Annotated in this window: 22 protein-coding genes and 1 pseudogene; 7 read left to right on the top strand and 16 right to left on the bottom strand. The window is 71.0% G+C overall.

The features are described from left to right. Positions 1-57: 57 nt before the first annotated feature. Genes QFZ50_RS03355 through dxr form a run of 3 tightly spaced genes read right to left on the bottom strand, consistent with a single transcriptional unit; the run spans position 58 to position 3,329 of the window. Positions 58-663: a MarR family transcriptional regulator gene (locus tag QFZ50_RS03355; protein ID WP_307081902.1), complete on the bottom strand. Its 606-nt coding sequence runs from the start codon at positions 661-663 to the stop codon at positions 58-60. A gap of 39 nt (positions 664-702) precedes the next feature. After that, positions 703-2,046 (bottom strand): M50 family metallopeptidase, encoded by a 1,344-nt coding sequence (locus QFZ50_RS03350; RefSeq protein WP_307081900.1) that lies wholly within the window; start codon positions 2,044-2,046, stop codon positions 703-705. Further along, a complete protein-coding gene (gene dxr / locus QFZ50_RS03345) occupies positions 2,043-3,329 on the bottom strand; it encodes a 1-deoxy-D-xylulose-5-phosphate reductoisomerase (protein WP_307081898.1) in 1,287 nt (428 codons plus the stop codon). The genes QFZ50_RS03350 and dxr overlap by 4 nt, the downstream gene beginning before the upstream one ends. Before the next feature lie 301 nt (positions 3,330-3,630). On the opposite strand from dxr, the gene QFZ50_RS03340 reads away from it, so the two are divergent. Next, positions 3,631-5,175 (top strand): HNH endonuclease signature motif containing protein, encoded by a 1,545-nt coding sequence (locus QFZ50_RS03340; protein WP_307081896.1) that lies wholly within the window; start codon positions 3,631-3,633, stop codon positions 5,173-5,175. Positions 5,176-5,401: 226 nt separating this feature from the next. Here QFZ50_RS03340 and QFZ50_RS03335 read toward each other — a convergent pair whose 3' ends face one another. The 8 genes from QFZ50_RS03335 to QFZ50_RS03300 are packed head-to-tail and all read right to left on the bottom strand — an operon-like array spanning position 5,402 to position 13,697. Next, positions 5,402-5,950, bottom strand: coding sequence for a dihydrofolate reductase family protein (locus QFZ50_RS03335; protein WP_307081894.1), 549 nt, complete (start codon positions 5,948-5,950; stop codon positions 5,402-5,404). 38 nt (positions 5,951-5,988) lie between these two features. Then, a complete protein-coding gene (locus QFZ50_RS03330) occupies positions 5,989-6,813 on the bottom strand; it encodes an HpcH/HpaI aldolase/citrate lyase family protein (RefSeq protein WP_307081892.1) in 825 nt (274 codons plus the stop codon). After that, on the bottom strand, positions 6,810-7,376 hold the full coding sequence (locus QFZ50_RS03325; protein WP_373462241.1) for a MaoC family dehydratase: 567 nt from the start codon (positions 7,374-7,376) through the stop codon (positions 6,810-6,812). The genes QFZ50_RS03330 and QFZ50_RS03325 overlap by 4 nt, the downstream gene beginning before the upstream one ends. After that, entirely contained in the window at positions 7,373-8,023 is a 651-nt protein-coding gene (locus QFZ50_RS03320; protein WP_307081890.1) for a CoA transferase subunit B, read from the bottom strand. The genes QFZ50_RS03325 and QFZ50_RS03320 overlap by 4 nt, the downstream gene beginning before the upstream one ends. Before the next feature lie 2 nt (positions 8,024-8,025). Continuing rightward, a complete protein-coding gene (locus tag QFZ50_RS03315) occupies positions 8,026-8,802 on the bottom strand; it encodes a CoA transferase subunit A (protein WP_307081888.1) in 777 nt (258 codons plus the stop codon). Between the two features lie 44 nt (positions 8,803-8,846). After that, complete coding sequence (locus QFZ50_RS03310) at positions 8,847-10,019, bottom strand: acyl-CoA dehydrogenase family protein (protein ID WP_307081886.1); 1,173 nt, start codon at positions 10,017-10,019, stop codon at positions 8,847-8,849. After that, a complete protein-coding gene (locus tag QFZ50_RS03305; RefSeq protein WP_307081884.1) occupies positions 10,016-12,079 on the bottom strand; it encodes an acetyl/propionyl/methylcrotonyl-CoA carboxylase subunit alpha in 2,064 nt (687 codons plus the stop codon). The genes QFZ50_RS03310 and QFZ50_RS03305 overlap by 4 nt, the downstream gene beginning before the upstream one ends. 4 nt (positions 12,080-12,083) lie before the next feature. Beyond that, on the bottom strand, positions 12,084-13,697 hold the full coding sequence (locus QFZ50_RS03300) for a carboxyl transferase domain-containing protein (protein ID WP_307081882.1): 1,614 nt from the start codon (positions 13,695-13,697) through the stop codon (positions 12,084-12,086). 122 nt (positions 13,698-13,819) lie between these two features. Between QFZ50_RS03300 and QFZ50_RS03295 the strand changes: the two genes are divergently transcribed. The 3 genes from QFZ50_RS03295 to QFZ50_RS03285 all read left to right on the top strand — a co-directional run bounded on the left by QFZ50_RS03295 (position 13,820) and on the right by QFZ50_RS03285 (position 15,618). Further along, positions 13,820-14,431, top strand: a complete 612-nt coding sequence (locus tag QFZ50_RS03295; RefSeq protein WP_307081880.1) for a TetR/AcrR family transcriptional regulator — start codon at positions 13,820-13,822, stop codon at positions 14,429-14,431. Positions 14,432-14,557: 126 nt separating this feature from the next. Next, on the top strand, positions 14,558-15,025 hold the full coding sequence (locus QFZ50_RS03290; RefSeq protein ID WP_307081878.1) for a GNAT family N-acetyltransferase: 468 nt from the start codon (positions 14,558-14,560) through the stop codon (positions 15,023-15,025). A gap of 47 nt (positions 15,026-15,072) precedes the next feature. Beyond that, positions 15,073-15,618, top strand: a complete 546-nt coding sequence (locus QFZ50_RS03285; RefSeq protein ID WP_307081877.1) for an SRPBCC domain-containing protein — start codon at positions 15,073-15,075, stop codon at positions 15,616-15,618. A 12-nt stretch (positions 15,619-15,630) separates the two neighbouring features. Here the strand turns inward: QFZ50_RS03285 and QFZ50_RS03280 are convergent, their stop codons facing one another. The 3 genes from QFZ50_RS03280 to pdhA are packed head-to-tail and all read right to left on the bottom strand — an operon-like array spanning position 15,631 to position 19,270. Further along, the gene (locus tag QFZ50_RS03280) at positions 15,631-17,046 is read right to left on the bottom strand and encodes a dihydrolipoamide acetyltransferase family protein (RefSeq protein ID WP_307081875.1); all 1,416 of its coding nucleotides are present in this window, start codon (positions 17,044-17,046) and stop codon (positions 15,631-15,633) included. Further along, positions 17,043-18,077: an alpha-ketoacid dehydrogenase subunit beta gene (locus tag QFZ50_RS03275; RefSeq protein WP_307081873.1), complete on the bottom strand. Its 1,035-nt coding sequence runs from the start codon at positions 18,075-18,077 to the stop codon at positions 17,043-17,045. Before QFZ50_RS03275 ends, QFZ50_RS03280 begins: the two co-directional genes overlap by 4 nt. Beyond that, on the bottom strand, positions 18,077-19,270 hold the full coding sequence (gene pdhA / locus QFZ50_RS03270; protein ID WP_307081871.1) for a pyruvate dehydrogenase (acetyl-transferring) E1 component subunit alpha: 1,194 nt from the start codon (positions 19,268-19,270) through the stop codon (positions 18,077-18,079). The genes QFZ50_RS03275 and pdhA overlap by 1 nt, the downstream gene beginning before the upstream one ends. Positions 19,271-19,452: 182 nt before the next feature. Here pdhA and QFZ50_RS03265 point away from each other — a divergent pair, with 182 nt between their 5' ends. Both QFZ50_RS03265 and QFZ50_RS03260 read left to right on the top strand, forming a co-directional pair. Further along, positions 19,453-19,929, top strand: coding sequence for an Lrp/AsnC family transcriptional regulator (locus QFZ50_RS03265; RefSeq protein ID WP_307081869.1), 477 nt, complete (start codon positions 19,453-19,455; stop codon positions 19,927-19,929). Between the two features lie 48 nt (positions 19,930-19,977). Beyond that, complete coding sequence (locus QFZ50_RS03260; RefSeq protein WP_307081867.1) at positions 19,978-20,571, top strand: TetR/AcrR family transcriptional regulator; 594 nt, start codon at positions 19,978-19,980, stop codon at positions 20,569-20,571. Between the two features lie 90 nt (positions 20,572-20,661). Here the strand turns inward: QFZ50_RS03260 and QFZ50_RS03255 are convergent. Both QFZ50_RS03255 and QFZ50_RS03250 read right to left on the bottom strand, forming a co-directional pair. After that, positions 20,662-22,271: pseudogene (locus QFZ50_RS03255) on the bottom strand (solute symporter family protein). A 23-nt stretch (positions 22,272-22,294) separates the two neighbouring features. Beyond that, the gene (locus QFZ50_RS03250; RefSeq protein ID WP_307081865.1) at positions 22,295-22,678 is read right to left on the bottom strand and encodes a DUF485 domain-containing protein; all 384 of its coding nucleotides are present in this window, start codon (positions 22,676-22,678) and stop codon (positions 22,295-22,297) included. Between the two features lie 220 nt (positions 22,679-22,898). On the opposite strand from QFZ50_RS03250, the gene QFZ50_RS03245 reads away from it, so the two are divergent. Further along, complete coding sequence (locus QFZ50_RS03245; protein ID WP_307081863.1) at positions 22,899-24,095, top strand: histidine kinase; 1,197 nt, start codon at positions 22,899-22,901, stop codon at positions 24,093-24,095. Positions 24,096-24,098: the final 3 nt, after the last annotated feature.

Below are 24,098 nucleotides of genomic sequence, written 5' to 3'. Positions count from 1 at the left end.
TGCCGGTGTCTGATCCATATCTACAGCACCGCACCCCCAGACAGCCTGTCGCCGGCCCTACCTGTCGGCGTCGGCCCAGGCCAGGAGCCGCGCCGCGGCAGGCCGGACGGCGTGCTCCTCGTGCCAGGCGGCCCGGGCGGCGGCCTTGCTCACGGCCTGCGGGCTGATCCCCAGGGTGCGGGCGACGGCGGTCTGGGTGCCGCGCTTGCCGGGCTGCAGGAGATCGATGATGCGCCACTCGGCCTCCGAGCGCTCCAGGACGTGCCGGCCGAGCAGGGCGAGCACTCCCTCCGCCTCGGCAGCAGCAGGGCCTCCGGCGTCGGACGCCTCCACGGCCAGGGGCGCCCGCTCCCCCGTCTTCTTGGCGCGCTCGACGGCGTGCCGGGCCGCGACGAAAGCCGATCCACGGGCCTCCCGCGGCGAGCGCGGGTAGGGCTGCTCCACCTCACCGATGCCGATGCCGATGTACCAGCCACCGGCGCGCAGGCAGAGCAGGACGGCGTCGACGGCAGCGGCCGCATCGGCTACGACACCCTGGGCCTCGTCGCCGACGGAGCGCTCCCACGGCAGGACCGTCGGAACCGCGGCGAGGAGGTCCAGCAGTTCCGGGATGCGGTCGGCCGAGCTCCGGCTACGGGCCTGGTCGATGGTGAGGACGAACACTGATCAACCATATGAGGTTGAAATTCGATTTACAACCAATCAGCCGAAGAGGTCGACCGGCTTCACGATGTCCGCGTAGATCAGCAGGACACCCATGCCCATCAGCAGGATCGCGACGGCATAGGTGAGGGGCAGGAGTCTGGCCATGTCGAACGGGCCTGGATCCGGTCGCCCGAACAGGCGGGCGACGGTCCGTCGGAGGCCCTCCCACAGCGCGCCGGCCACGTGGCCGCCGTCGAGCGGGAGAAGCGGGATGAGGTTGAACACGAACAGGGCCAGGTTCACCCCGGCCACCAGTCCGATCAGCGTCGCGGCACGCGATGCCACGGGGATCTCCTCCATGGCGGAGATCTCGCCCGCGATCCGTCCCACGCCCACCACGCTGATGGGCCCCTCGGGATCACGGGGTGCGTCCGAGAAGGCGGCCTGCCCGACCTCCACGACGCGCTGCGGGAGGTTCAGCACCACCCCGGCCACGCGCGCGAGCGAGTCGCCGACGGCGGGAAGCACAGCACCCGCGGGCTGCGGGACGAGCTCCTGCGTCGATCCGACGCCGATGAAGCCCACCTCCTGCATCACGGTGTCGCCCTCGTCGTCGACCTCCGCCGTGCCGTCCGCCGCGACCACGGGCCGCTCGGTCAGCAGGGGCGTGATGGTCGAGTCGACGGTCTCGCCGTTCCGCACGTAGCTGATGCCCACCTCGCGTCCGGCCGCGTCCCTGATCCAGCCGGAGAGCTCGTCCCAGCTCGTGACGTCCCGGCCGTCGAAGGTGACCACGCGGTCCCCCGGCAGGAGGCCCGCCTCGTAGGCGGGAGCGGCGGGATCGTCGGCGCCGCACTCCGTCTGGCCGGTCTCGGCCTGCTGGCTCGCCGGGACCACGCACTCGGACACGGAGGCGATCGTGGTGGTGGGCTGCGCGGTACCGAATCCCATGAGGAGGACGGCGAACAGCACCGTCCCGATCAGGAGGTTCATCAGCGGACCTCCCATCATGATGATGATCCGCTTCCAGATGGGCAGCCTGTAGAAGACACGGTTCTCGTCGCCCGGCTGCAGCTGCTCCGCCGCGGCTTGCCGCGCGTCGTTGGTGAGCTGCTGGAAGACGCCGGTACTGGACGGGCGGACGGCGCCGTCCTCCGTCGCGGCGGGCGGGAACATGCCGACCATCGAGACATACCCGCCGGCGGGGATCGCCTTCAACCCGTACTCGGTCTCCCCGCGGCGGCGCGACCAGACGGTGGGGCCGAACCCCACCATGTACTGGGTGACCCGGACCTTGAAGAGCTTCGCGGGCACGAGGTGTCCCACCTCGTGCAGCGCGATCGAGGCGGCGATCCCGAGGACGACGAAGAGCACCCCGACGATGAACAACAGAACAGTCACAGCTTTTCCTTCTGGCCTTCCTCTGCGGCCGCCGCCGTCGGCAGCGAGTCCCGCGGCGGGTCTCCGAGCCCACAACGGGCCCGGGCGTTCGTGCGTGCCCACCGCTCGGCCTCGAGGACCGCGGCGAGCGTGAGCTCGCCTCCGGCGCCGCCTGCGGGATCCTGCGCGCGCTGGTCGTCGACCACGGCGGACACCGTGTCCACGATGTCAGGAAAACCTATGGCTCCCCTGTGAAAGGCGTCCACGGCTTCCTCGTTCGCGGCGTTGTACACGGCCATGAGGGTGCCGCCCTCGGCCGCGGCCCGCTTGGCGAGGGTGATGGCGGGGAAGGCCTCCTCGTCGAGGGGCTCGAAGTTCCATTCGGCGGGGCGCCTCCAGTCGCAGGCCTTCGCCGATCCCCGCACCCGGAACGGCCAGCCCATACCGAGGGCGATCGGGAGCCGCATGTCCGGCGGTGAGGCCTGTGCCAGTGTGGAGCCGTCGATGAACTGGACCATCGAGTGGATCACGGACTGAGGGTGGACGACGACGTCGATCCGCTCCAGCGGGATGTCGAAGAGCAGATGTGCCTCGACGACCTCGAGGGCCTTGTTGACCATCGAGGCCGAGTTGGTACTGATCACGCGGCCCATGTCCCACGTGGGGTGGGCGACGGCCTGCGCGGGGGTGACGTTCCGCAGCTGCGAGCGGGTGAGGCCTCGGAACGGGCCGCCCGACGCCGTGAGGACGAGGCGGTCCACCTCGTCCGCCGTCCCTCCGCGCAGGGCCTGGGCGATGGCCGAGTGCTCGGAATCGACGGGTACGAGCTGTCCGGGGGCGGCGGCGGCCCGCACGAGGGCTCCCCCGGCGATCAGAGATTCCTTGTTGGCGAGCGCGAGCAGGTGCCCGGCGGCGAGCGCGGCGAGGGTCGGCTCGAGGCCGATGGATCCGGTGATGCCGTTGAGGACGACGTCGGCATCGGGCCACGCGGCGATGCTCGCCGCGGCGCCGTCCCCCGCGAAGAGCTGCGGAGCGTAGCCCGAGACGCCGGCGGCGTCGGCAGCGGCTCCGATGGCGTGCTCGAGCTCGGACTCGGTGGCGGACGCGACCCCGACGGCGGGCGCGTGGACGGCGACGGCCTGGCGGGCGAGGAGGTCCAGGTTCCGCCCGCCCGCGCTGAGCCCGGCGACGCTGAAGCGGTCCGGGGCGGCGGCGATCACGTCGAGTGCCTGGGTGCCGATCGAGCCGGTGGAGCCGAGGATGGAGACGCGCCGGTGCTCGCGGGTGGGGTTGCTGAAATCCATGGCCCCAGTATCCCGCAGACCGGCGGTCGGCACTCCCTCCGAGCCCGGTCGGGAGCCGGGCGTGGGTGACCCGGGTAGGCGCTCGGACGACACTCGGGCTGCGCCCAGGTCGTGGCTCGGGCATGGGTGGTGCGTGGTCGCTTGCGCCCGCTCCACGCGCGCACGTCAGTCTGGTGCCCGGCGTCGGCCTCGCGGCGCCGGGTGGCACCGCGGCGCGGGGCTGGCATCGGGGCCGCGGGAACCGTCGCTTCAGGCCTCCGGCGGGCAGCGATAGTGTCGGAGTCGGGTGATGGAATGAGGTATGTCCATCGGATCGCTGCAGACCCTGGAGGACGCCTACGACGAGGCGACCTGGGGCTGGCCTGCGGAGGCGTTCGACGAGGTCCTGGGCATGATGGACGAGTCAGGGGCAGACGACACCGGGATCGACGAGCATGCGCGTACCCGCGTCGAGGAAGCGTCGCCGTACGGCCTGGTGGCGCGGTTGCAGGATGACCCGATGATCGCGGCCACCTCCGGCCTCGGTGACACGCTCGACCTGCTGCGTGCGGCCGACCGCCTCGCGTCCTGGGCGGCCGCCAGGCGGGCCCGCCTGGTCGCTCGGGTCCATACGTTCAGCGATCGTGAGCACCACACGTGGTCGGGCCGGTCATCGTCCCTCGCATTTACCGAGACGGTCGTGGAGACCGCGGCACTGCTGAAGCTGTCCGAAGGCTCCGCCGCGCGGCTCGTCTCGGAATCGCTGGCGCTGACCGGTGAGCTGACCGACACCCTGGAGGCCCTCGAAGCGGGCGAGATCTGCCCCGCGCGGACGTCGGTCATCGTGGAGCAATCCCGAACCCTTCCCGACGAGGCCGTGCACGCCTTCGAGGCAGAGATCCTCGAGACCGCAGGTGATCTGAACCGGCCGAAGCTGACGGCGAGGTGCCGACGGGTGAGGGAGAAGCTGCACCCGGAGTCGCTGACAGCCCGACGGGTGAAGGCGGCATCGGACCGGTGCGTCGTGTTCGAGCCGGATCGCGACGGGATGGCGTGGTTAAACGCCTTCCTCCCGGCGGAGCAGGCGCTCGCACTCCACACCACGGTCGACGCTGCCGCCCGCACGCTCCGGTCCGGGGATGATCCACGGACGCTGCCCCAACTGCGGGCCGATGTCCTGGCGGGCATGCTCTTCAGCAGCGGAGGCACCACCGATGTAGCAGGCGCCTCCCGGGAGAGCTGCCACTGCGGGCCCGGTTCCGAGGACAGCCGAACCGCCATGGGTGCGCCGTCCCCCTCGGCGAAGATCGTGGTCACGGTTCCGGTGTTCTCGCTCATGGGGATCACCGATGAGCCGGCGGAGCTGGAGGGCTACGGTCCCATCCCACCCGATGCAGCGAGGACGCTGGCTGCAGGAGCAACCTCATGGCTCCGCCTGCTCACCCATCCCTTCACCGGCGCCGTCCTCGGCCTGGACCGGACCCGGTATCGTCCGAGCGAGGACCTCCGGACGTGGGTCCACCTCAGGGACAGGACCTGCAGCTTCTACGGCTGCTCGCGTCCCGCCAGCCGCTGTGACCTCGATCATCTGATCGCCTGGGCCGACGCCGGATCGACCGGTCCGGACAATCTGTATCCCGCCTGCAGGCGACACCACATGCTCAAGCACCAGACGGACTGGACGCCGCGGCCCGGTCCCGACGGTGCACTCACCTGGCTGTCACCGGGTGGCCGTACCTATACGACACGGCCCGAACCGCCGCCCTGCGGCCCGGGCCCCTCGGCCACCACGAAGGTGCTGCTCGACCTCGCCAGCGCACGGAGCACTGAACCGACCCACCCGGCCGACGCCTTGCCGCCGTTCTGAAGGCACCTGCAGGTCCTGAAGGGCGCGTGTGAGTTCCCGTGGGGCTGGTGCTGGAGGTACGGATCCCTGAAGAGTGGATTCGAGGTCGTGAAGGGCGGGTCGTGAAGGGCGGTCGCGGCAGCGTGGGCTACCGACCCCGGCCGGACCCGACAGCCGAGCGGTCTAGCGGTCTAGCGGTCTAGCGGTCCGAAGCATTCACGGAGCCCATCCGCCCGGCTCCTGCTGCTCACCTTCGCGGTTCGTACCGCAGTGCCACAGCTCCTGAGCCGAACTCCTGCCGGTCCACGAGCCGCAGGTCCAGCCACTTCGTCAGCCCGGCGAAGAGCGTGGGGCCGTGGCCTGCGATCCGTGGGTGCACCACGAACTCGTACTCGTCGATCAGACCGAGCTCCGCCAGTGCGAGAGGGAGCGTCACCCCTCCCGTGAACAACCCCTTGCCCGGCGCCTGCTTGAGCTCCAGCACCGCCTCTGCCAGATCGCCGCGCAGCAGTTCGGCATTCCAGTCGACGCGCTCCAGGGTGCTGGACACGACGTACTTCCGCGCCGCATCGATCGTTCGTGCGAAGGGCTCCGTCCACGCAGGCCCTACACCTGCGTGCGCCGGACCGCGGAACGCGGACTCCATCATTTCGTAGGCCACACGACCGAACAGCAGTGCATCGGCCCGCTCGAGATTCTCCACCGCATGGCGGTGCAGCTCCTCGTCCGTCTCACCTGCACGGTGGTCGCAGCAGCCGTCCAGGGTGAGGTTGATGGAGTACCGCAGCGGCTGCATCGCCCCAGCGTACGGAAATCGACGCCGGGCACAACCCCTCAGCTGCGATCCGCCCGGCCCAGGATGCTGCGGGCGTGGCGGAGGATGGGCTCGTCCACCATGCGCCCCTCGTACGTGAAGACACCGCGCTCGTGCTCGGCAGCCGCGAGCAGGGCGCGGGCGTGCTCCACCTCCTCGGCGTCGGGTGCGAACGCGGCGCGGATCGCGGCGACCTGGCCCGGGTGGATTGACGCCTTCGCGGCGAAACCCGAGGCGATGGCGTCGTCGGCCTCCGCGGCAAGGCCCTCCACATCGGCGATGTCCACATAGACGGCGTCGATCGCCTGCCGGCCGGCGGCCCCCGCAGCGAGCAGGACCTGCGAGCGCGCGTGCAGGGCCACCGCGCGGTAGGTGCCTGAGGGCGTCCTGCTCGAGGTCCCGCCGAGGGACGCAACGAGGTCCTCCGCTCCCCACATGAGCGCGCTGACGCCGTCGGTCCGGGCGATGTCCACGGCGTTCACGACGCCGCGCGCTGTCTCGCACAGCGCGATGACATCCACGTCACCCAGGGCGGCCCGGACGGCGCCGATGTCCTCGGGCGACTCCGTCTTGGCGAGCATGACCGTGCGGTAGGCGGTGCGGCCGACGGCCTCGCAGTCCAGGGTGAAGTCCGGCGTCCCGACGGCGTTGAGGCGCACCACCGTGCGGTCCGGGGAGAGCGTCGATCCGGCGAGCGCCGCGCGCGCCCCCTCCTTCGCGGCGGGTGCGACGGCGTCCTCGAGGTCGAGGATGACGGTGTCCGCCCGGTCCGCCGCCTTCGCGTAGCGTTCGGGCCGGTCCGCGGGGCAGAACAGCAGGGCCGGGCCCAGGATGATGCCGCTCATGCCCGCCCTGCCCGGTGCGCCGTCGAGGACCACATGAGGACGCTGCGGGTCGCCGTCGCCACGGTCTCGCCGTGCTGGTTCCGCCCCGTGTGGGCCATCGACACGACGCCCTGCCCGGGGCGGGACGACGACGGCCGCACACCGGTGATCTCGGTCTCCGTGTACAGGGTGTCGCCGTGGAAGAGCGGCTTCGGGAAGGCGACGTCGGTGAGTCCGAGCTGCGCCACGAGCGTGCCCTGCGTGAGCTGCGAGACGGACTGGCCGACGAGGGTGGCGAGCGTCAGCATCGAGTTCACGAGCCGCCGGCCGAACGGCTGTCCCGCCGACCAGGCGGCGTCGAGGTGCAGGGCCTGGGTGTTCATGGTCAGCGTGGTGAAGAGGACGTTGTCCGCCTCGGTCAGTGTCCGGCCAGGGCGGTGGGCGTAGATGGTGCCGACGGTGAGCTCGTCGAAGTACAGCCCGCGCTGCTCGATCACGGGGCGATCGGCGGTGGTGCGCTCGGTCGCCGTGCCGGCGGGAGCTCCGGGACCTGCGTCCCGGCTCCCGGACGCTTCACCACTCACGCCGCAACTCCTCCGAGATCGATGCGCAGGGGCGCCCCGGTGACCGCGACGACGTCCTCCGCGCTCACGCCGGGAGCGGTCTCGCGCAGCACCAGGCCGTCCGGTTCGACGTCGATCACGGCGAGGTCCGTGATGATCCGGTCCACGCAGCCCTTGCCTGTCAGCGGCAGCGAGCAGGAGTCCACGATCTTCGGCCGGCCGGCGCGGTCCACGTGCTCCATCATGACGATCACGCGCTTGGCGCCGAACACGAGGTCCATCGCCCCGCCCATCCCCTTGACCATCTTGCCGGGCACCATCCAGTTCGCGAGGTCCCCGTTCCGGGCGACCTCCATGGCCCCCAGCACCGCGACGTCGACGTGCCCACCGCGGATCATGCCGAAGGACGACGCCGAGTCGAAGAACGCAGCGCCCGCATTGGCCGTGACGGTCTCCTTGCCGGCGTTGATGAGGTCGGGGTCCACGGCGTCCTCCGCCGGGTACGGGCCGACGCCGAGGATCCCGTTCTCGGAGTGCAGCACCACCTCGACGCCGTCGGGGATGTAGTTGGGGATCAGCGTGGGCATGCCGATCCCGAGGTTGACGTACTGTCCGTTCTCGAGTTCCTGGGCAACCCGGGCAGCGAGTTCGTTGCGCGTTCGAGCCATGCTCATGCTCCTTCGGGTGCGGTCGGTGCCGCCAGTGCGACGGTGCGCTTCTCCACGCGCTTGGTGACGTCCGGGGCGACGACGACCCGCTGCACGAAGATGCCGGGCGTGTGGATCTGGCCCGGGTCGAGCTCGCCGGGTTCGACGAGCTCCTCCACCTCGGCGATGGTGGTCCTGCCGGCCTGGGCGCACAGCGGGTTGAAGTTCATCGCGGTCGCGTGGAACACGAGGTTGCCGTGGCGATCGCCCTTCCAGGCGTGCACCAGCGCGAAGTCCGGGCGGAGCGACTCCTCCAGCACGTAGTCGACGCCGTCGAAGGACCGCACCTCCTTCGCCTTCGACGCGACGGTGACGTTCCCCTCGGCGTCGTAGCGCTGCGGCAGGCCGCCCTCGCTCACCTGGGTGCCGACGCCCGCCGTCGTGTAGAAGGCGGGGATGCCCGCCCCACCGGCGCGGAGCTTCTCGGCGAGCGTGCCCTGCGGGGTGAGCTCCACCTCGAGCTCCCCCGCGAGGTACTGGCGGGCGAACTCCTTGTTCTCGCCGACGTAGGAGCTCACGGTGCGACGGATGCGATGGTCGGACAGCAGGATGCCGAGGCCCCAGTCGTCCACACCGCAGTTGTTGCTCACGGTCTCCAGGTCCGCCGTGCCCTGCGCGTGCAGGGCGTCGATGAGCGACACCGGGATGCCGCACAGGCCGAACCCGCCGACGGCGAGGGACGCGCCGTCGGGGATGTCCGCGACGGCCTCGGCCGCGCTGCTGACCACCTTGTTGATCACTGCTTCTCCTTCGTGTCGCCGCTGCCGCCGTCGGCCGGATGTACCTAGAGCCCCAGTTCCCGCGCGATCAGCATGAGCTGGACCTCCGTGGTCCCCTCGCCGATCTCGAGGATCTTCGAGTCACGGTAGTGCCTGGACACCACGAACTCGTTGATGAAACCGTAACCGCCGAAGATCTGCGTGGCGTCGCGCGCGTTGTCCATGGCTGCCTCGCCGGCCACCAGCTTCGCGATGGACGCCTGCGTCTTGAACGGCTTGCCCGCGAGCATGCGCGACGCCGCGTCGTAGTAGGCCAGCCGCGCGGTGTGGGCGCGGACCTGCATCCGGGCGATCTTGAACTGGATGGACTGGTAGGCGCCGATGTTGCTGCCGAAGGCCATGCGCTCGCCGGCATAGCGGATGGACTGTTCCACGCAACCCTGCGCCGCGCCGGTCGCGAGCGCCGCGATGGCGATCCGCCCCTCGTCGAGGATCTGCAGGAAGTTGGCGTAGCCGCGGCCCCGCGTGCCGAGCAGGTTCGCTTCGGGGACGCGGACGTCACGGAGGGTGAGCGGATGCGTGTCGGACGCATTCCAGCCCACCTTGTTGTAGGCCTTCTCCGCGGTGAAACCGGGCGTGTCCGAGGGCACGAGGAGGGTGGAGATCTCCTTCTTCACCGTGCCGTCCGGTCGTTCGGAGGTGCCCGTGACGGCGGTGACCGTCACCAGCGAGGTGATGTCGGTGCCCGAGTTCGTGATGAACTCCTTGGTGCCGTTGATCACCCACTCGGGGCCTGAGGCGCCGTCCTCGAGCGTCGCCGTCGTCTTCGTGCCCGAGGCGTCGGAGCCGGCCTCGGACTCGGTCAGGCCGAATCCGCCGAGGGCCTGGCCGGAGGCGAGGGAGGGCAGCCACTGCTGCTTCTGCTCCTCGGTGCCGAAGCGGTAGACCGGCATGGCACCCAGGGACACCCCGGCCTCGAGGGTGATGGCCACGGACTGGTCCACCCGTGCCAGCTGCTCTAGTGCCAGGCACAGCGCGAAGTAGTCGCCGCCCATTCCTCCGTACTCCTCGGGGAACGGCAGGCCGAACAGGCCCATGTCCCCCATCTGCTTGACCACCGCGTAGGGGAAGCTGTGCTCGGCGTCGTGCTTGGCGGAGACCGGGGCCACGACCTCGTCGGCGAACTCGCGGACGGTGTCGACGAGGTCCTGGTACTCCTCGCTCAGTTCGAAATTCATGCTGCGTTCCCTTCCGTGGGGATGGTTGCCGGGCCGCCCTCGGGGGCGGACTCGATGGTGGCGAGGATCTGGTGTGCCCGGACGAGGTCGCCGGGCTTGAGGGAGAGTCGGACGACGCCGGACAGGGCGGCGGTGAGCTGGTGTTCCATCTTCATGGCCTCGACGGCGACGAGGACGTCGCCCGCCTCGACGGTCGCGCCGTCCTCGACGGACACCGACACCACGGTGCCCGGCATGGGGCTGCGGACCAGGGGGTCGGCCGCGCCCTCCTCGCGGGTGATGCGGGACAGCGCGGCGTCGAGCAGTTCGCGGCGGCCCGGGCGGCGCAGGCGGGCGGACCAGCCCGCGTCGCCCAGCCAGACGGTGTCCCCGTCGAGCGCGTACCGCCGGCGGGAGCGGAGGCCGTCGATGGTCGCTCCCCCGCCGGCATCGACGACGACGCTGTGGGTGGCACCGGAGTCGCCCACCGTCGCATCCCATCCGATGCCGGACCGCACGAGCCGGACGGTCGGGCTCCCGCCGTCGTGCTCCAGGACGACCGTGCGCGGCCGGGGCGTCCCGAGCCTGAAGCCGTCCCCCCGGTGCCAGGGCGAGCCGCCGACCGGAGCAGGTTCGGCCTCGAGGAGCAGGACGGCGGCGAGCGCGAGGTCCTCGGTGCCGACGTGGCGAAAGACCAGGTCCGGGAGCTTGCGTTCGATCAGCGTGGTGTCGAGCCGCGCGGCCCGTACGTCGTCATCGCCCACGAGCAGGCGGAGGTACTCGATGTTGGTGTCCACGCCGAGGACCACGGTGCCGGCGAGGGCCGCGTCGAGGCGGTCGAGCGCCTCACCCCGGTCCGCGCCCCACGCGATGACCTTCGCGAGCATGGGGTCGTACGACGACGCGACGGTGCCCCCGGGCAGGAGCGAGCTGTCCACCCGGATGCCCTCCCCGGTCGGTTCGGTCAGCGCCAGGACGGTCCCGGTGGAGGGGAGGAACCCTGCCTCGGGGTTCTCCGCGTACACGCGGGCCTCGACGGCGTGCCCGGTGAGCACGACGTCGTCCTGCGTGAGCGGCAGCTCCTCGCCCGCGGCGATGCGGATCTGCCACTCCACGAGGTCGATGCCGGTCACCAGTTCCGTGACGGGGTGCTCGACCTGCAGGCGCGTGTTCATCTCCATGAAGAAGAACTCGTCCGGCGCGGCGTCGGAGACGAGGAACTCGACGGTCCCGGCTCCCGTGTAGTCGACGCTGCGGGCCGCGGCGCACGCGGCCTCGCCGATCCGGCGCCGCGTCGCGTCGTCGAGCAGGGCCGACGGCGCCTCCTCGATGACCTTCTGGTGGCGGCGCTGCAGCGAGCACTCGCGCTCCCCGAGGTGGATCACGGTGCCGGAGCTGTCGGCCAGGACCTGCACCTCGATGTGCCGGGGCCGCTCGATCAGGCGTTCCAGGAACAGGGTGTCGTCGCCGAACGCGCGGGCCGCGACGCGACGCGCCGTGACGAGGACCTCGGCTAGGTCCTCCGCCCGGTGGACGGCGTGCATGCCCTTGCCGCCGCCACCCGCGGACGGCTTGATGAGCAGCGGGAAGCCGACGTCGTCCGCTGCGCGCAGCAGGTCGTCGTCGGAGAGTCCCGGTTCGGCGATGCCGGGTACCACGGGGACGCCGGACGCGGCCACGTGGTTCTTCGACCGGATCTTGTCGCCCATGACGTCCAGGGCGTGGACGGACGGGCCGATGAAGACGATCCCGGCGTCGCGGAGGGCGTCGGCGAAGGCCGCGTTCTCGCTGAGGAACCCGTAGCCCGGATGCACGGCGCCGGCGCCCGTGCGGCGGCAGGCGTCGAGGACTGCGGGGATGGACAGGTAGCTCTCCGACGGCGCCGCCGCGCCGAGGCGTACCGCGAGGTCGGCCTCGAGGACGTGCCGGGCGCCGGCGTCGGCGTCGCTGTACACGGCGACGGAACGCAGGCCCAGTGCCCGGACGGAGCGGATCACGCGGCTCGCGATCTCGCCGCGGTTCGCCACGAGGACGGTGTCGAAGGGCCACGAGCGGAGGGGGGTGTTCGCGAAGGGGGTCATCAGGTCACATCCGGAAGAGGCCGAAGGAGGTATCGGGCAGGGGCGCGTCGGCGCAGACGTCGAGCGCGAGGCCGAGCACGGTGCGGGTGTCCGCGGGATCGATCACGCCGTCGTCCCACAGGCGGGCCGTCGAGTAGTAGGGGTTGCCCTGGGCCTCGTACTGGTCGCGGATCGGCGCCCGGAACGCCTCCTCCTCCTCGGCCGGCCAGTCCTCCCCGCGCGCCTCGAGCTGGTCCCGCTTGACGGTGGCGAGGACCGACGACGCCTGGTTGCCGCCCATCACCGAGATCCGCGCGGCGGGCCACATCCACAGGAAGCGCGGCGAGAAGGCCCGCCCGCACATCGAGTAGTTGCCGGCGCCGAAGGACCCGCCGACGACGACGGTCAGCTTCGGCACGCGGGCGGTGGCGACGGCGGTGACCATCTTGGCGCCGTTCTTCGCGATCCCGCCCGCCTCGTAGTCCTTTCCGACCATGAAGCCGGAGAGGTTCTGCAGGAACACCAGCGGCACACCGCGCTGGTCGCAGAGCTCGATGAAGTGGGCACCCTTGAGCGCGGATTCACTGAACAGCACCCCGTTGTTGGCGATGATGCCCACACGGTGGCCGTGGATGCTCGCGAAGCCGGTGACGAGCGTGGTGCCGTACTCGCGCTTGAACTCGTGGAACTGTGAACCGTCGACGAGGCGGGCGATGATCTCGCGGGCGTCGTAGGAGGCGTTGACGTCGGTCGGCACGGCGCCGTAGAGCTCGTCCTGCGCGACGGCGGGCTCGAGGACGGGCGCCTGCACCGCCGGCGGCGTCGCCGTCGCAGGCGGCGGCAGGGTGGCGATGATGTCGCGCACGATCTCCAGGGCGTGCCGGTCGTTCTCCGCGAGGTGGTCCGTGACGCCGGAGACGCGGGAGTGGACCTCGCCGCCGCCGAGTTCCTCCGCCGTGACCACCTCGCCGATGGCCGCCTTCACGAGGGGCGGGCCGCCCAGGAAGATGGTGCCCTGGTTGCGGACGATCACCGTTTCGTCGCTCATGGCCGGCACGTAGGCGCCGCCCGCGGTGCAGCTGCCGAGCACGGCGGCGATCTGCGGGATCTTGCGGGCCGACATGGTGGCCTGGTTGTAGAAGATGCGGCCGAAGTGGTTGCGGTCGGGGAAGACGTCGTCCTGCCGGGGCAGGAACGCGCCGCCCGAGTCCACGAGGTAGACGCACGGCAGGAGATTCTCGAGGGCGATCTCCTGCGCCCGCAGGTGCTTCTTCACGGTCATCGGGTAGTAGGTCCCGCCCTTGACGGTCGCGTCGTTGGAGATCACCAGGACGTGCCGGCCGTGCACCAGGCCGATGCCCGCGATGACGCCCGCGCCGGGGCACTCGTCGTCGTACATCCCGTTGGCCGCCAGCGGGGCGATCTCGAGGAAGGGACTACCGTCGTCGAGCAGCTCGTCGATACGCTCGCGCGGCAGGAGCTTGCCGCGCGCCACATGGCGCTCCCGGGAGCGTTCCGGGCCGCCCAGTGCGGCCGCGGCGAGGCGGCGCCGGAGATCGCCGACGAGGTCCGCCTGGGCCGCGGCATTCGCGGAGAACGCCGGTGAGAGCGGATCGACCTTCGATGTCAGAGTCTCCATCGACTACTTCCTCGCGCGCAGTTCAGTTAGCAGACGCTAACCGGATTCAGGTTAGTGGTCATTAACCCGGTTGTCCATGAGAATGAGGGAACCACTTTCCCCGGCGAACGACAAGGACCCGCATGGAGGCACTGCCCACCGAGGAGCGCGTGACCGGCCGGAGCATCGCGAAGGCGACCCGCCGTGCTGCGCTGCTCGACGCCGCTGCCCAGCTGTTCGCGGACCGCGGGTACAACGGGGTCTCGATCGAGGACCTCGGCGCCGCCGCCGGGGTGAGCGGCCCGGCGGTGTACCGCCACTTCCCCGGCAAGCCCTCCGTCCTGTCGGCCCTCCTCATCGGGGTCAGCGAGGACCTGCTCGAGGGCGGGCGCGGCGTCGCGGCCGCGGCCGCCTCCCCGGAGGAGGCACTGCGCGGCCTCATCCGGTTCCAGGTGGAGTTCGCGCTGAACAACGCGAACGTGATCCGCGTCCAGGACCGCGACCTCGGGTCCCTCCCGCACGACGACGAACGCACCGTCCGGTCCCTGCAGCGCAGCTATGTCCAGGTCTGGGTGGGCGAACTCGCCCGCCACCTGCCCGACACCGACCGGTCGCTGCTGCGGCGGAAGGTCCACGCCGTCTTCGGGCTCATCAACTCGACACCCCACACCACGCACGGCACCACCTCGACCCGCGAGCTCGCCGCGCTCCGGGACCTGCTGCAGGACATGGCATGGGCCGCGCTGACGGTGTGATGCGTCGGGCGGACCCGGCCGCCCCCGCCCTCCGGGCCGGGGCGCGCCGGGCGGCTAGTACGCTGATTCCACGAGAAGTTCCGGCCGCGCCGCCCGCCCGGCCCTCCACCGACTGAAAGTGCCGCTGTGATCACGCTACGTCCCGTTGAAGCAACCGACCTCGACGAGTTCTTCTCGCACCAGCTCGACCCCGGCGCCAACCACATGGCCGCGTTCGGCGCCAAGAACCCCTCCGACCGGGGCGTCTTCGACCACCACTGGCAGGACATCCTGAACGACAGCCGGATCACGGTGCGGACCATCCTCTCGGACGGCGAGGTGGTGGGCAGCATCCTCGCCTACCACGACGCCGACACCCCGGAGATCAGCTACTGGATCGACCGCTCCCGGTGGGGCCAGGGCATCACCACGTCCGCCGTCGGCCAGTTCCTCGCCGAGGTCACCGAGCGGCCCATCCGGGCGCGCGCCGTGGCCGACAACGTGAGTTCGATCCGCATCCTCGAGCGCTGGGGTTTCCAGCAGGTCGGCGAGACACAGGGCTTCGCCCCGTCCCGCGGCGCCGTGGTGAAGGAACTCATCCTCGAACTGGCCTAGCGCCCCGACGGCTCCGAAGAAGGAAGCGACCTCCAGGAGGACACGGCATGGAAACTCCCGCCCCGCTCGGTCACCGCGAGACGCGCGACGGCGTCGGGCACCTGGTCTTCACCCGCTCACTGGCCGCCCCGGCCGCCGACGTCTGGGCGGCCTGCACGGACCCGGCCCGCATGCGGCGCTGGATCGGCACGTGGAGCGGTGATCCGTCCTCCGGCGAGGTGCGGTTCCGCATGACGGCCGAGGGCGACGACGTCCCCGAGGAGGTCTACCTCGTGGATGCCTGCGAGCCGCCCCGCCGCTTCGCGGTCCGCAGCCGCGACGCCGCCCCCTTCTCCCCCGACGGATCCGGCCCCCGCGTGACCTGGCAGCACACCCTCGAGCTCCGCGCGTCCGCCGGCAGCGGGACGACGCTGGTCTTCACCCAGGTGGTCCCCGACGGGCCGGTGGGAGCCGCCATGGCGGCCAGTGTCGGCCCCGGGTGGGACTACTACCTCGATCGCCTCGAAGCCGCCGTCGGTGGCGCCGACCCCGAGTCGATCGCCTGGGAGCCCTACCTCGGGCGCATGGAAGGCTACCGCGACCTCTTCGGGTGACGCCTCCGTCCGCTACACCATCGCCAGGACCATCGCCGGGTTCCGGAGGATGGTGCCGACGTCCGCGAGGAAGCGTGAGCCCTGCTCGCCGTCGACCAGCCGGTGGTCGAAGGACAGGCTCAGCGTCAGGACGGAGCGCAGGGCGACGGCGCCCTGGTACTCCCACGGCGTGCTGCGGACGGCGCCCACGGCCAGGATCGCGGCCTCGCCCGGGTTGAGGATCGGCGTGCCCGCGTCGATCCCGAACACCCCGATATTGGTCATCGTGAGGGTCCCCCCAGTCAGGTCCGCCGGCGTGGTCTTCCCGGCGCGCGCGGTGTCCGTGAGGGAACCGAGTGCCCGTGCGAGGTCCACGAGGGGCAGCGACTGCGCGGCCTTGATGTTCGGGACGAGCAGTCCGCGCGGGGTGGCCGCGGCGATGCCGAGGTTCACGTCCGCGTACTGCACGATCTCCTGCGCCTCCTCGTCCCAGGACGAGTTGAGGACCGGGTTCCGCGCGACCGCGATGCACACGGCCTTCGCCACGAGGGCGAGCGGCGTGAGCCGCGTGCCCTCGAACGCGCGGCTCTGCTTCAGGTCGGCCAGCAGGTCCATGGTCGGCGTGACGTCGATGGTGAGGAACTCCGTCACGTGCGGCGCGGTGAAGGCACTTGCCACCATGGCCGCCGCGGTGTGCTTCCGCACGCCCTTGATCGGGATCCGCGTCGCACCCGCCGCGGGGGCCGCCCCCTGCGCGGACGGAACGGCAGCGGTGTCCGTCACCGGGCTGCCGGCCGTTCCGGCGAGGGCCGCCAGGACGTCGGCGCGGGTGATCAGCGAGCCCGGGCCGGTCCCGGCGAGGCTGTCGAGCGGGATCCCGAGGTCGCGGGCGAGCTTCCGCACCGGCGGCGTGGACCGCGGCCGCTCGGCACGGGGCGGGGCCATGCCCGGCCCACGGGACCCTGCCGGTCCGTCCGCCGGCAGCACGCGGCTGCGGCGCTGCGGGTGCCCGCCCTTCTCCACCGCTGCGCCGTATCCCACGAGGTTCGGTTCGCGCCGGGCGGGAGCGGCGTCGGACGGTGTGGATGCCGGCCCGGACGCCAGTGCCGGTGCGGGTGCGGGTACCGGCGCGGGCGCGGCGCGGCCGGGCTCCGGCCCCACCTCGGACCGGACCTCGAAGGAGACGATCGGCGCTCCGACGTCGACGACGGTCCCGGCGGCCTCGTGGAGGCGGACGACGACGCCGGCGTAGGGCGAGGGCAGCTCGACGACCGCCTTGGCGGTCTCGACGTCGGCGATGATCTGGTTCAGTTCGACCGTGTCGCCCTCGGCGATGTGCCACTGGACGATCTCGGACTCCGTGAGGCCCTCCCCGAGATCGGGCAGGCGGAACTCCCTCACGGTGGACGCGGTGGACGCAGTCGTCTCGCCGGGTACGGTCGCCGTCACAGTGCCGCTCCTTCGCTGGTGGGTGCGCCGTCGAGCCCGCTCAGGGAGTTCGGCCGGCGCATCACGCGGTCCACGCCGTCCAGGATCCGGTCGAGATCGGGCAGGTGGTGGAATTCGAGCTTGGAGTACGGGTACGGGATGTCGAAGCCGGTGACGCGCACGGGAGCATGCTCGAGGTAGTCGAAGCACCGCTCCGTGATGCTCGCGGCGATCTCCGCCCCGAGTCCGCCGGACTGCGCGGCCTCGTGGGTGATGACGAGCCGGCCGGTCTTCCGGACGGACGCCTCGACGGTGGCGAAGTCGATGGGCGCGAGCGACCGGAGATCGATCACCTCGATCGAGATGCCGTCGTCGGACGCCGCGATGGCGGCGTCGCGCGCGGTGGACACCAGCGGTCCGTACGTCACGAGCGTGACGTCGCTCCCCGCCGTGACCACGCGGGCGGCCCCCAGGTCGGACGACGCCGGGTCCGCGGCCTCGTCGACCTCGCCCTTGACGTGGTAACGCCGCTTGGGCTCGAAGTACAGCACGGGGTCGTCGCAGGCGATGGCCTGCTGGATCATCGTGTAGGCGTCCTGCGGATTGGAGACACTGACCACGCGCAGGCCCGAGGTGTGGGTGAAGTACGCCTCGGGTGACTCGGAGTGGTGCTCGGGCGAGCCGATGCCGCCGCCGAAGGGCACGCGGATGGTGATGGGCATCTTCACGGCGCCCTGCGTGCGGTAGTGCAGCTTGGCCACCTGGCACACGATCTGGTCGAAGGCCGGGTAGATGAAGCCGTCGAACTGGATCTCCACCACGGGGCGGTACCCCCGGTAGGCCATCCCGACGGCGGTGCCCATGATGCCGGCCTCGGCGAGCGGGCTGTCGAGGACCCGGTGCGGCCCGAAGTCCTTCTGCAGCCCGTCGGTGATGCGGAAGACACCGCCGAGCTTGCCGATGTCCTCGCCCATCAGGATCACCCTGGGGTCGTCGTCCATGGCGCGGCGCAGGCCCGCGGTGATCGCGCGGCCGAAGGTCATGGTGGTCATCAGCGGGATCCTTCCTGGGGCGCCTGGGAGAAGGACGCGAGGTAGCGCTCGTAGTGGTCCTGCTGGCGGTCCAGCCAGGAGTTCGGGGTGCTGTAGACGTGCTTGAAGACGTCCGACGGCGCCGGTTCGGGCATCGAGAGGCAGCCCTGGCGGAGTTCGGCGGCGACGGCGTCGGCCTTCGCCTTCACGGAATCGGTGTAGTCCGCCTCGAGCAGGCCGAGCGAGTCCAGCAGCGTGGCGAGGCGGGCCAGCGGGTCGCGGGCCGCCCAGTCCTCGAGCTCGTTCGCGTCGCGGTAGCGCGTGGGATCGTCCGCCGTCGTGTGGGGTCCCATGCGGTAGGTGACCGCCTCGATGAAGGTGGGACCGCCGCCCGAGCGCGCGCGGGCGAGGGCCTCGCGGGTCACGGCGAGGCAGGCCAGGACGTCGTTGCCGTCGACGCGCACCGAGGGGATGCCGAAGCCGGGAGCACGGCGTGCGATGGGCACGTGCGCCTGCAGCCCCACCGGCTCGGAGATGGCCCAGTGGTTGTTCTGGCAGAAGAACACCACCGGCGCCTGGTAGCTCGCGGCGAAGACCATCGCCTCGTTGACGTCGCCCTGGCTCGTGGCGCCGTCGCCGAAGTAGGCGACCGCGACGGCGTCGGCGCCGTCGTTGATGATGCCCATCGCGTAGCCCGTGGCGTGGAGGGTCTGCGCCCCGATGATGACCTGCGGGGTCGCCATGTTGATGGTGTACGGGTCCCAGCCGGAGGAGGCGTTGCCGCGCCACACGCGGAGGATGTCGGCGAGGTCGACGCCGCGGCAGTAGGCCACGGCGTTCTCGCGGTAGCTGGAGAAGACGAAGTCGTCGGAGCGCAGGGCGCGCCCGGATCCGATCTGGGCCGCCTCCTGGCCGAGCAGCGGGGGCCAGAGTGCGAGCTCGCCCTGGCGCTGCAGGGCGGTGGCCTCGGCGTCGATGCGCCGCACCACCACCATGTCCTCGTAGAGCTTCTGCAGGGCGGGGCCGTCGACGTCGGCGACCAGGCCGTCGTAGTGTCCGTGCGGGTGGCGGACACCGTGGTGGTCGATGAGCTGGACGAGTTCGTCGGCGCCGGGACGCGAGGGGCCGGGGTGTACCGTGCCGCTCGCCTGTTCCGCCGTTCCGCCGACCGCTTCGGTCCTGCCGGATCGCGGCAGGGAGCCTTCCTGGGTCATTGCATGCAACCTTCGCACTCGCAGGCAACCCTCCGCCGGACAGCCGGGTCGAGGGGCTCCGGGCACCTTTACCCGGAGTGATTGTGACCCTACTCACAGGGGGCAGGTGGCACAACCGTCGGCTCGTCGACTGAGCAGAGTGCCCTATTGCGGCGCAATGTGCCGTGTTAGCGTTGCGCACTATGCAACCCCTCGACCTCACCGACACGCGCCTGCTGCAGGCCATGGCCAAGGACCCGCGGCGCACCGTCGTCGCCCTCGCGCAGAAGCTCGGCCTGTCACGGAACACCGTGCAGGCGAGGATGGCGCAGCTCGAGAAGAAGAGTGTCTTCCTCTCCTTCGAGCGGCGTATCAACACGGTCTCGCTGGGCTATCCGCTGACCGCCTTCATCCATGTCCACGTGCAGCAGCAGAAGCTGGCGGCCATCACCCACAGCATCGCGGCGGTGCCCGAGGTGGTCGAGGCGTTCGGACTGACCGGACAGGCCGACATCCTGGTCCGGGTGGTCGCCGTCGACGCCGAGGACCTGTTCCGCATCAACGGCAAGATCCTCGGCTGCGACGGCGTGGAGCGCTGCGACACCTCGCTCGCGATGGGCGAACTCATCCCGTTCCGGGTCGAGCCGCTGCTCGCCCGCGGACCACGGACCTCGTCCTGACCCCGGCCGCCCGAGCCCGCGGGTGACTCCCCGCCCTACACTCGTCGCATGGGCAGACGGGCGCAGGGCACCTACGCCAAGGGCATCGAGCGGCGGCGTGAGCTGCTGACGACCGCCGCGGAGGTCTTCGCGGCGGAGGGCTTCGACGGCACCACGCTGAAGCTCGTGGCGGAGCGTGCAGGCATCGGCGAGGCGACGCTCTTCCACTACTTCCGGGGCAAGCAGGACCTGCTCACGGCCGTCCTCGCCGACCGCGACGAGCGGAACGTCGCCCTGCGCGGCGGGACCGCCACCGCCCTGGCCGACCTGCCGGCGGTCGCCGAGCAGAACGCGCGGCACCCGGGGCTGACCGCGCTCTTCGCAGTGGCCTCCGCGGCGGCGACGCGACCGGGGCATGCGGCGCGCGACTACTTCCGGGACCGCTACGCGTGGCTCGTGACCGCGACCGCGCGGGACGTCGCACGCGCCCAGGAGCGGGGGGAGCTCCGCTCCGACATCGCACCCGAGGAGGCCGCGCGGATCATCATCGGGGTCTTCGACGGCATCCAGCTGCAGTGGCTGTACGACCCGTCGGTGAGCATGCCCGCGGCCCTCACGGCCGTCCTCCGCCTCCTCGAACCGCCGGCCCCGCCCCCTTCCTGAGGACGGCGGACCGTCCGCCCGCAACGCGCGAGGCCGCCCCACCGGCAGGTGGGACGGCCTCGCAGTGCAGACCTGACGGTCAGGGACGGATCAGTGGTCCACGGCCTTCTCGGCGCCGACGCCGGTGAGCGAGCGGACCTCCATCTCGGCCTGCTTCATCGGGTCCTCCGTGGTCCGGGACAGGATGGTCCCCAGCCAGCCGAGGAAGAACGCGAGCGGGATCGAGACGATGCCCGGGTTGCTCAGCGGGAACAGGGAGAAGTCCGCGCTCGTGATCATGGACTTCTCACCGCCGGAGACGACGGGCGAGAGCGCGATCAGCAGGATCGCCGAGCCGAGGCCGCCGTACATGCTCCAGATGGCGCCCTGGGTGTTGAAGCGCTTCCAGAACAGCGAGTAGAGGATGGTCGGCAGGTTGGCGCTGGCCGCGACGGCGAACGCGAGCGCCACGAGGAATGCGACGTTCTGCCCCTGCGCCCCGATACCGCCGAGGATCGAGAGCAGGCCGATCACGACGACGGTGCGGCGTGCCACCTTGACCTCGCCGTCGGGGTCCACCTTGCCGCGCCGGATGACGTTCGCGTAGATGTCGTGCGCGAACGAGGCGGCCGCCGTGATCGTCAATCCGGCGACGACCGCGAGGATCGTGGCGAACGCGACGGCGGAGATGAGCCCGAGCAGGATCGAGCCGCCGAGCTCGTAGGCCAGGAGCGGGGCGGCCGAGTTGACGCCACCGGGGGCTGCCGCGATGCGCTCCGAACCGATGAGGGCGCTCGCACCGTACCCGAGCACGAGCGTGAACAGGTAGAACGCACCGATGAGCCAGATGGCCCAGACTACCGAACGACGGGCCTCCTTGGCCGTCGGCACGGTGTAGAAGCGCATGAGCACGTGCGGCAGGGCCGCGGTGCCGAGCACCAGGGCGAGCGCCAGGGAGAGGAAGTCGAGCCGCGTGGTGGCGCTGACGCCGTACTGCAGGCCCGGGCTCGTGATGGCGGCATTGCCGGAGGTCTCGATGGCCGCACCGAGCAGCGTGGACAGGTTGAAGTCGTGCAGGGCCAGGACCCAGACGGTCATGATGAACGCACCGGCGATCAGCAGGCACGCCTTGATGATCTGCACCCAGGTGGTGCCCTTCATGCCGCCGATCAGCACGTACATGATCATGAGCACGCCGACCACCGTGATGACCACGGACTGGCCGACGCGGTCGTTGATGCCGAGCAGGAGCGAGACGAGGCCGCCGGCACCCGCCATCTGCGCGAGGAGGTAGAAGAAGCAGACGGCCAGCGTGGTGATGGCGGCCGCGATGCGGACCGGGCGCGCTGCTTGAGGCGGAAGGACAGGACGTCGGCCATGGTGAACTTGCCGGTGTTGCGCAGCAGTTCGGCGACGAGGAGCAGGGCCACGAGCCAGGCGACGAGGAACCCGATCGAGTACAGGAAACCGTCGTAGCCGTTGACGGCGATGGCACCCACGATGCCGAGGAAGGATGCCGCGGAGAGGTAGTCGCCGGCGATGGCGGTGCCGTTCTGCCCTCCGGTGAAGGAGCGGCCGGCGGCGTAGTAGTCCGCGGCCGTCTTGTTGTTGCGGCTGGCCCGCAGCACGATCACGAGGGTGATCGCGACGAACAGTCCGAAGATGGCGATGTTCAGCAGCGGTGAGCCGACCGTCGTCGCCTCGGCGGTCTGGAGCGGCACGCGGACGGCGGCGCTGGGAGTGATCACTTGGTTCCTCCTGCGGGGTCGATGAAGGCCTCGGGTGCTGCTCCCTCGAGCTCGTGCCGCAGCTCCGCGGCGATCGGGTCAAGGCGACGGTTGGCGTAGCTGACGTACCACATGGTGATGGCGAAGGTCGAGACGAACTGCAGCAGCCCCAGGATGATGCCGATGTTGATGTTGCCGAAGACCGGCGTGGCCATGAACTCGTGCGCGTAATCGGCCAGCAGCACGTAGGCGAAGTACCAGAGCAGGAAGAACACTGCCATGGGGAAAACGAAACTGCGGTGGCGCTTGCGCAGTTCCTTGAACTGCCCGGTCTGCTGGACTTCGGTGAAGTCGACGGCAGCACCGGAGCCGGCGTCCGGCTCTACTGGGTGCGAACCCATGGTTCCTCCTTCTTCTCGGGGGTCACCCCGGGCGCGGTGCGGCAGGACGGCCGCGCAGGAGGGCACACCGGTGTGACTCCCATCACTGTGCAGGACGACGGCGGCGGGGACCACCCGCGCCGGGGCGTGTGTCGCCGAGCGTGCCGCCACGTGCGCCGAACGGTCGCCGGCGGCGACGGATGCGACCGGGAGCACCGCGCGCGGGCGATACGCTGAACCCATGTCCAGTGCCGCCGTCGACACCGCCCTGGTGTGCGCCGTGGCCGTCCTCGCCCTCGCCGTCGTGGCGGCGCTCGGGTTCCGGCTCTCGCGCTCGTACCGGGACCTCGGGTCCGACGCCGACCGCGCCACCTATGCCACCCTCCACACCGCGGCCCTCGCCTCGGAGCACCTGCGGGAGGGCCTGACCCCGTCGGGCGCCTCGCGGGCGAGCCGGCACCTGCGCGGGCTGCTGCGGTGCGACGTGCTCATGATCAGCGACGACGCCGCGGTGCTGGCATGGGAGGGCGGGCGCGGGGCCCCGCCGGAGGTGATGCCGCTCGTGCGGCAGGTCCTCGAGAGCGGGCGGACCCAGATCGTGCGGCGGCAGCGCCTCGACGCCGCGGGGCTGACCGACCTCGGCGAGCTCGTCCTCTCCCCCATCCGCGTGGACGACCGCGTGGTCGGGACGGTCGGCGCCTTCACCGGTGACGTCGACGCGGGCCTGGTCCGCGCCACCAACGAACTGGCGAACTGGGTGTCCACCCAGGTGGAGCTCGCGGAGCTCGACTCGTCCCGCCGGCTCCTGGCCGAGGCCGAGGTCCGGGCGCTCCGTGCCCAGATCAGCCCGCACTTCATCTACAACTCGCTGAACGCGATCGCGTCCTTCATCAACACCGACCCCCAGCGGGCCCGCGAGCTGGTGGTCGAGTTCGCCGACTTCACCCGCTACTCCTTCCGCCGCCACGGCGACTTCACGACCGTCGCCGAGGAGCTGCGCAGCATCGACCGCTACCTCCTGCTCGAACGCGCCCGCTTCGGCGACCGCCTCCGGGTCAGCCTGGAGATCGGCCCCGAGGTGCTCAGCACGGTCATCCCGTTCCTCAGCCTCCAGCCCCTCGTCGAGAACGCGGTCCGGCACGGGCTGGACTCGAAGGACGGCGTCGGGAACATCACCATCACCGCGCACGACGTCGGGCCCTACGCCGAGGTGACCATCGAGGACGATGGCGTCGGGATCGACCCGGAGCACCTGCGGTCCGTCCTCGCGGGCCACACCGAGGACGTCCACGTGGGCCTGCGGAACGTCGACTCGCGCCTGCGGCAGGTGTACGGCGACGACCACGGCCTCATCATCGACACCGCACCGGGCGCGGGCACCCTCATCACCATGCGCGTGCCCAAGTCGCAGCCCGATCACCAGGCATGGGACGCGTAACCT

Source organism: Arthrobacter agilis, assembly GCF_030816075.1.
Taxonomy (GTDB): domain Bacteria; phylum Actinomycetota; class Actinomycetes; order Actinomycetales; family Micrococcaceae; genus Arthrobacter_D; species Arthrobacter_D agilis_E.
The sequence above is the reverse complement of the archived record's forward strand: the minus strand, read 5'-3'. Positions and strand labels throughout refer to the sequence as shown.

What these genes read in the sequence shown, in the direction of transcription:
- pdhA (WP_307081871.1), bottom strand. Translation starts at nt 19,270, where the DNA reads ATGACCCAGGAAGGCTCCCTGCCGCGATCCGGCAGGACCGAAGCGGTC.
- QFZ50_RS03285 (WP_307081877.1), top strand. Translation starts at nt 15,073, where the DNA reads ATGGAAACTCCCGCCCCGCTCGGTCACCGCGAGACGCGCGACGGCGTC.
- QFZ50_RS03335 (WP_307081894.1), bottom strand. Translation starts at nt 5,950, where the DNA reads ATGCAGCCGCTGCGGTACTCCATCAACCTCACCCTGGACGGCTGCTGC.
- QFZ50_RS03305 (WP_307081884.1), bottom strand. Translation starts at nt 12,079, where the DNA reads ATGACCCCCTTCGCGAACACCCCCCTCCGCTCGTGGCCCTTCGACACC.
- QFZ50_RS03320 (WP_307081890.1), bottom strand. Translation starts at nt 8,023, where the DNA reads ATGGCTCGAACGCGCAACGAACTCGCTGCCCGGGTTGCCCAGGAACTC.
- QFZ50_RS03250 (WP_307081865.1), bottom strand. Translation starts at nt 22,678, where the DNA reads ATGGGTTCGCACCCAGTAGAGCCGGACGCCGGCTCCGGTGCTGCCGTC.
- QFZ50_RS03300 (WP_307081882.1), bottom strand. Translation starts at nt 13,697, where the DNA reads ATGGAGACTCTGACATCGAAGGTCGATCCGCTCTCACCGGCGTTCTCC.
- QFZ50_RS03260 (WP_307081867.1), top strand. Translation starts at nt 19,978, where the DNA reads ATGGGCAGACGGGCGCAGGGCACCTACGCCAAGGGCATCGAGCGGCGG.
- QFZ50_RS03275 (WP_307081873.1), bottom strand. Translation starts at nt 18,077, where the DNA reads ATGACCACCATGACCTTCGGCCGCGCGATCACCGCGGGCCTGCGCCGC.
- QFZ50_RS03245 (WP_307081863.1), top strand. Translation starts at nt 22,899, where the DNA reads ATGTCCAGTGCCGCCGTCGACACCGCCCTGGTGTGCGCCGTGGCCGTC.
- dxr (WP_307081898.1), bottom strand. Translation starts at nt 3,329, where the DNA reads ATGGATTTCAGCAACCCCACCCGCGAGCACCGGCGCGTCTCCATCCTC.
- QFZ50_RS03310 (WP_307081886.1), bottom strand. Translation starts at nt 10,019, where the DNA reads ATGAATTTCGAACTGAGCGAGGAGTACCAGGACCTCGTCGACACCGTC.
- QFZ50_RS03295 (WP_307081880.1), top strand. Translation starts at nt 13,820, where the DNA reads ATGGAGGCACTGCCCACCGAGGAGCGCGTGACCGGCCGGAGCATCGCG.
- QFZ50_RS03265 (WP_307081869.1), top strand. Translation starts at nt 19,453, where the DNA reads ATGCAACCCCTCGACCTCACCGACACGCGCCTGCTGCAGGCCATGGCC.
- QFZ50_RS03340 (WP_307081896.1), top strand. Translation starts at nt 3,631, where the DNA reads ATGTCCATCGGATCGCTGCAGACCCTGGAGGACGCCTACGACGAGGCG.
- QFZ50_RS03330 (WP_307081892.1), bottom strand. Translation starts at nt 6,813, where the DNA reads ATGAGCGGCATCATCCTGGGCCCGGCCCTGCTGTTCTGCCCCGCGGAC.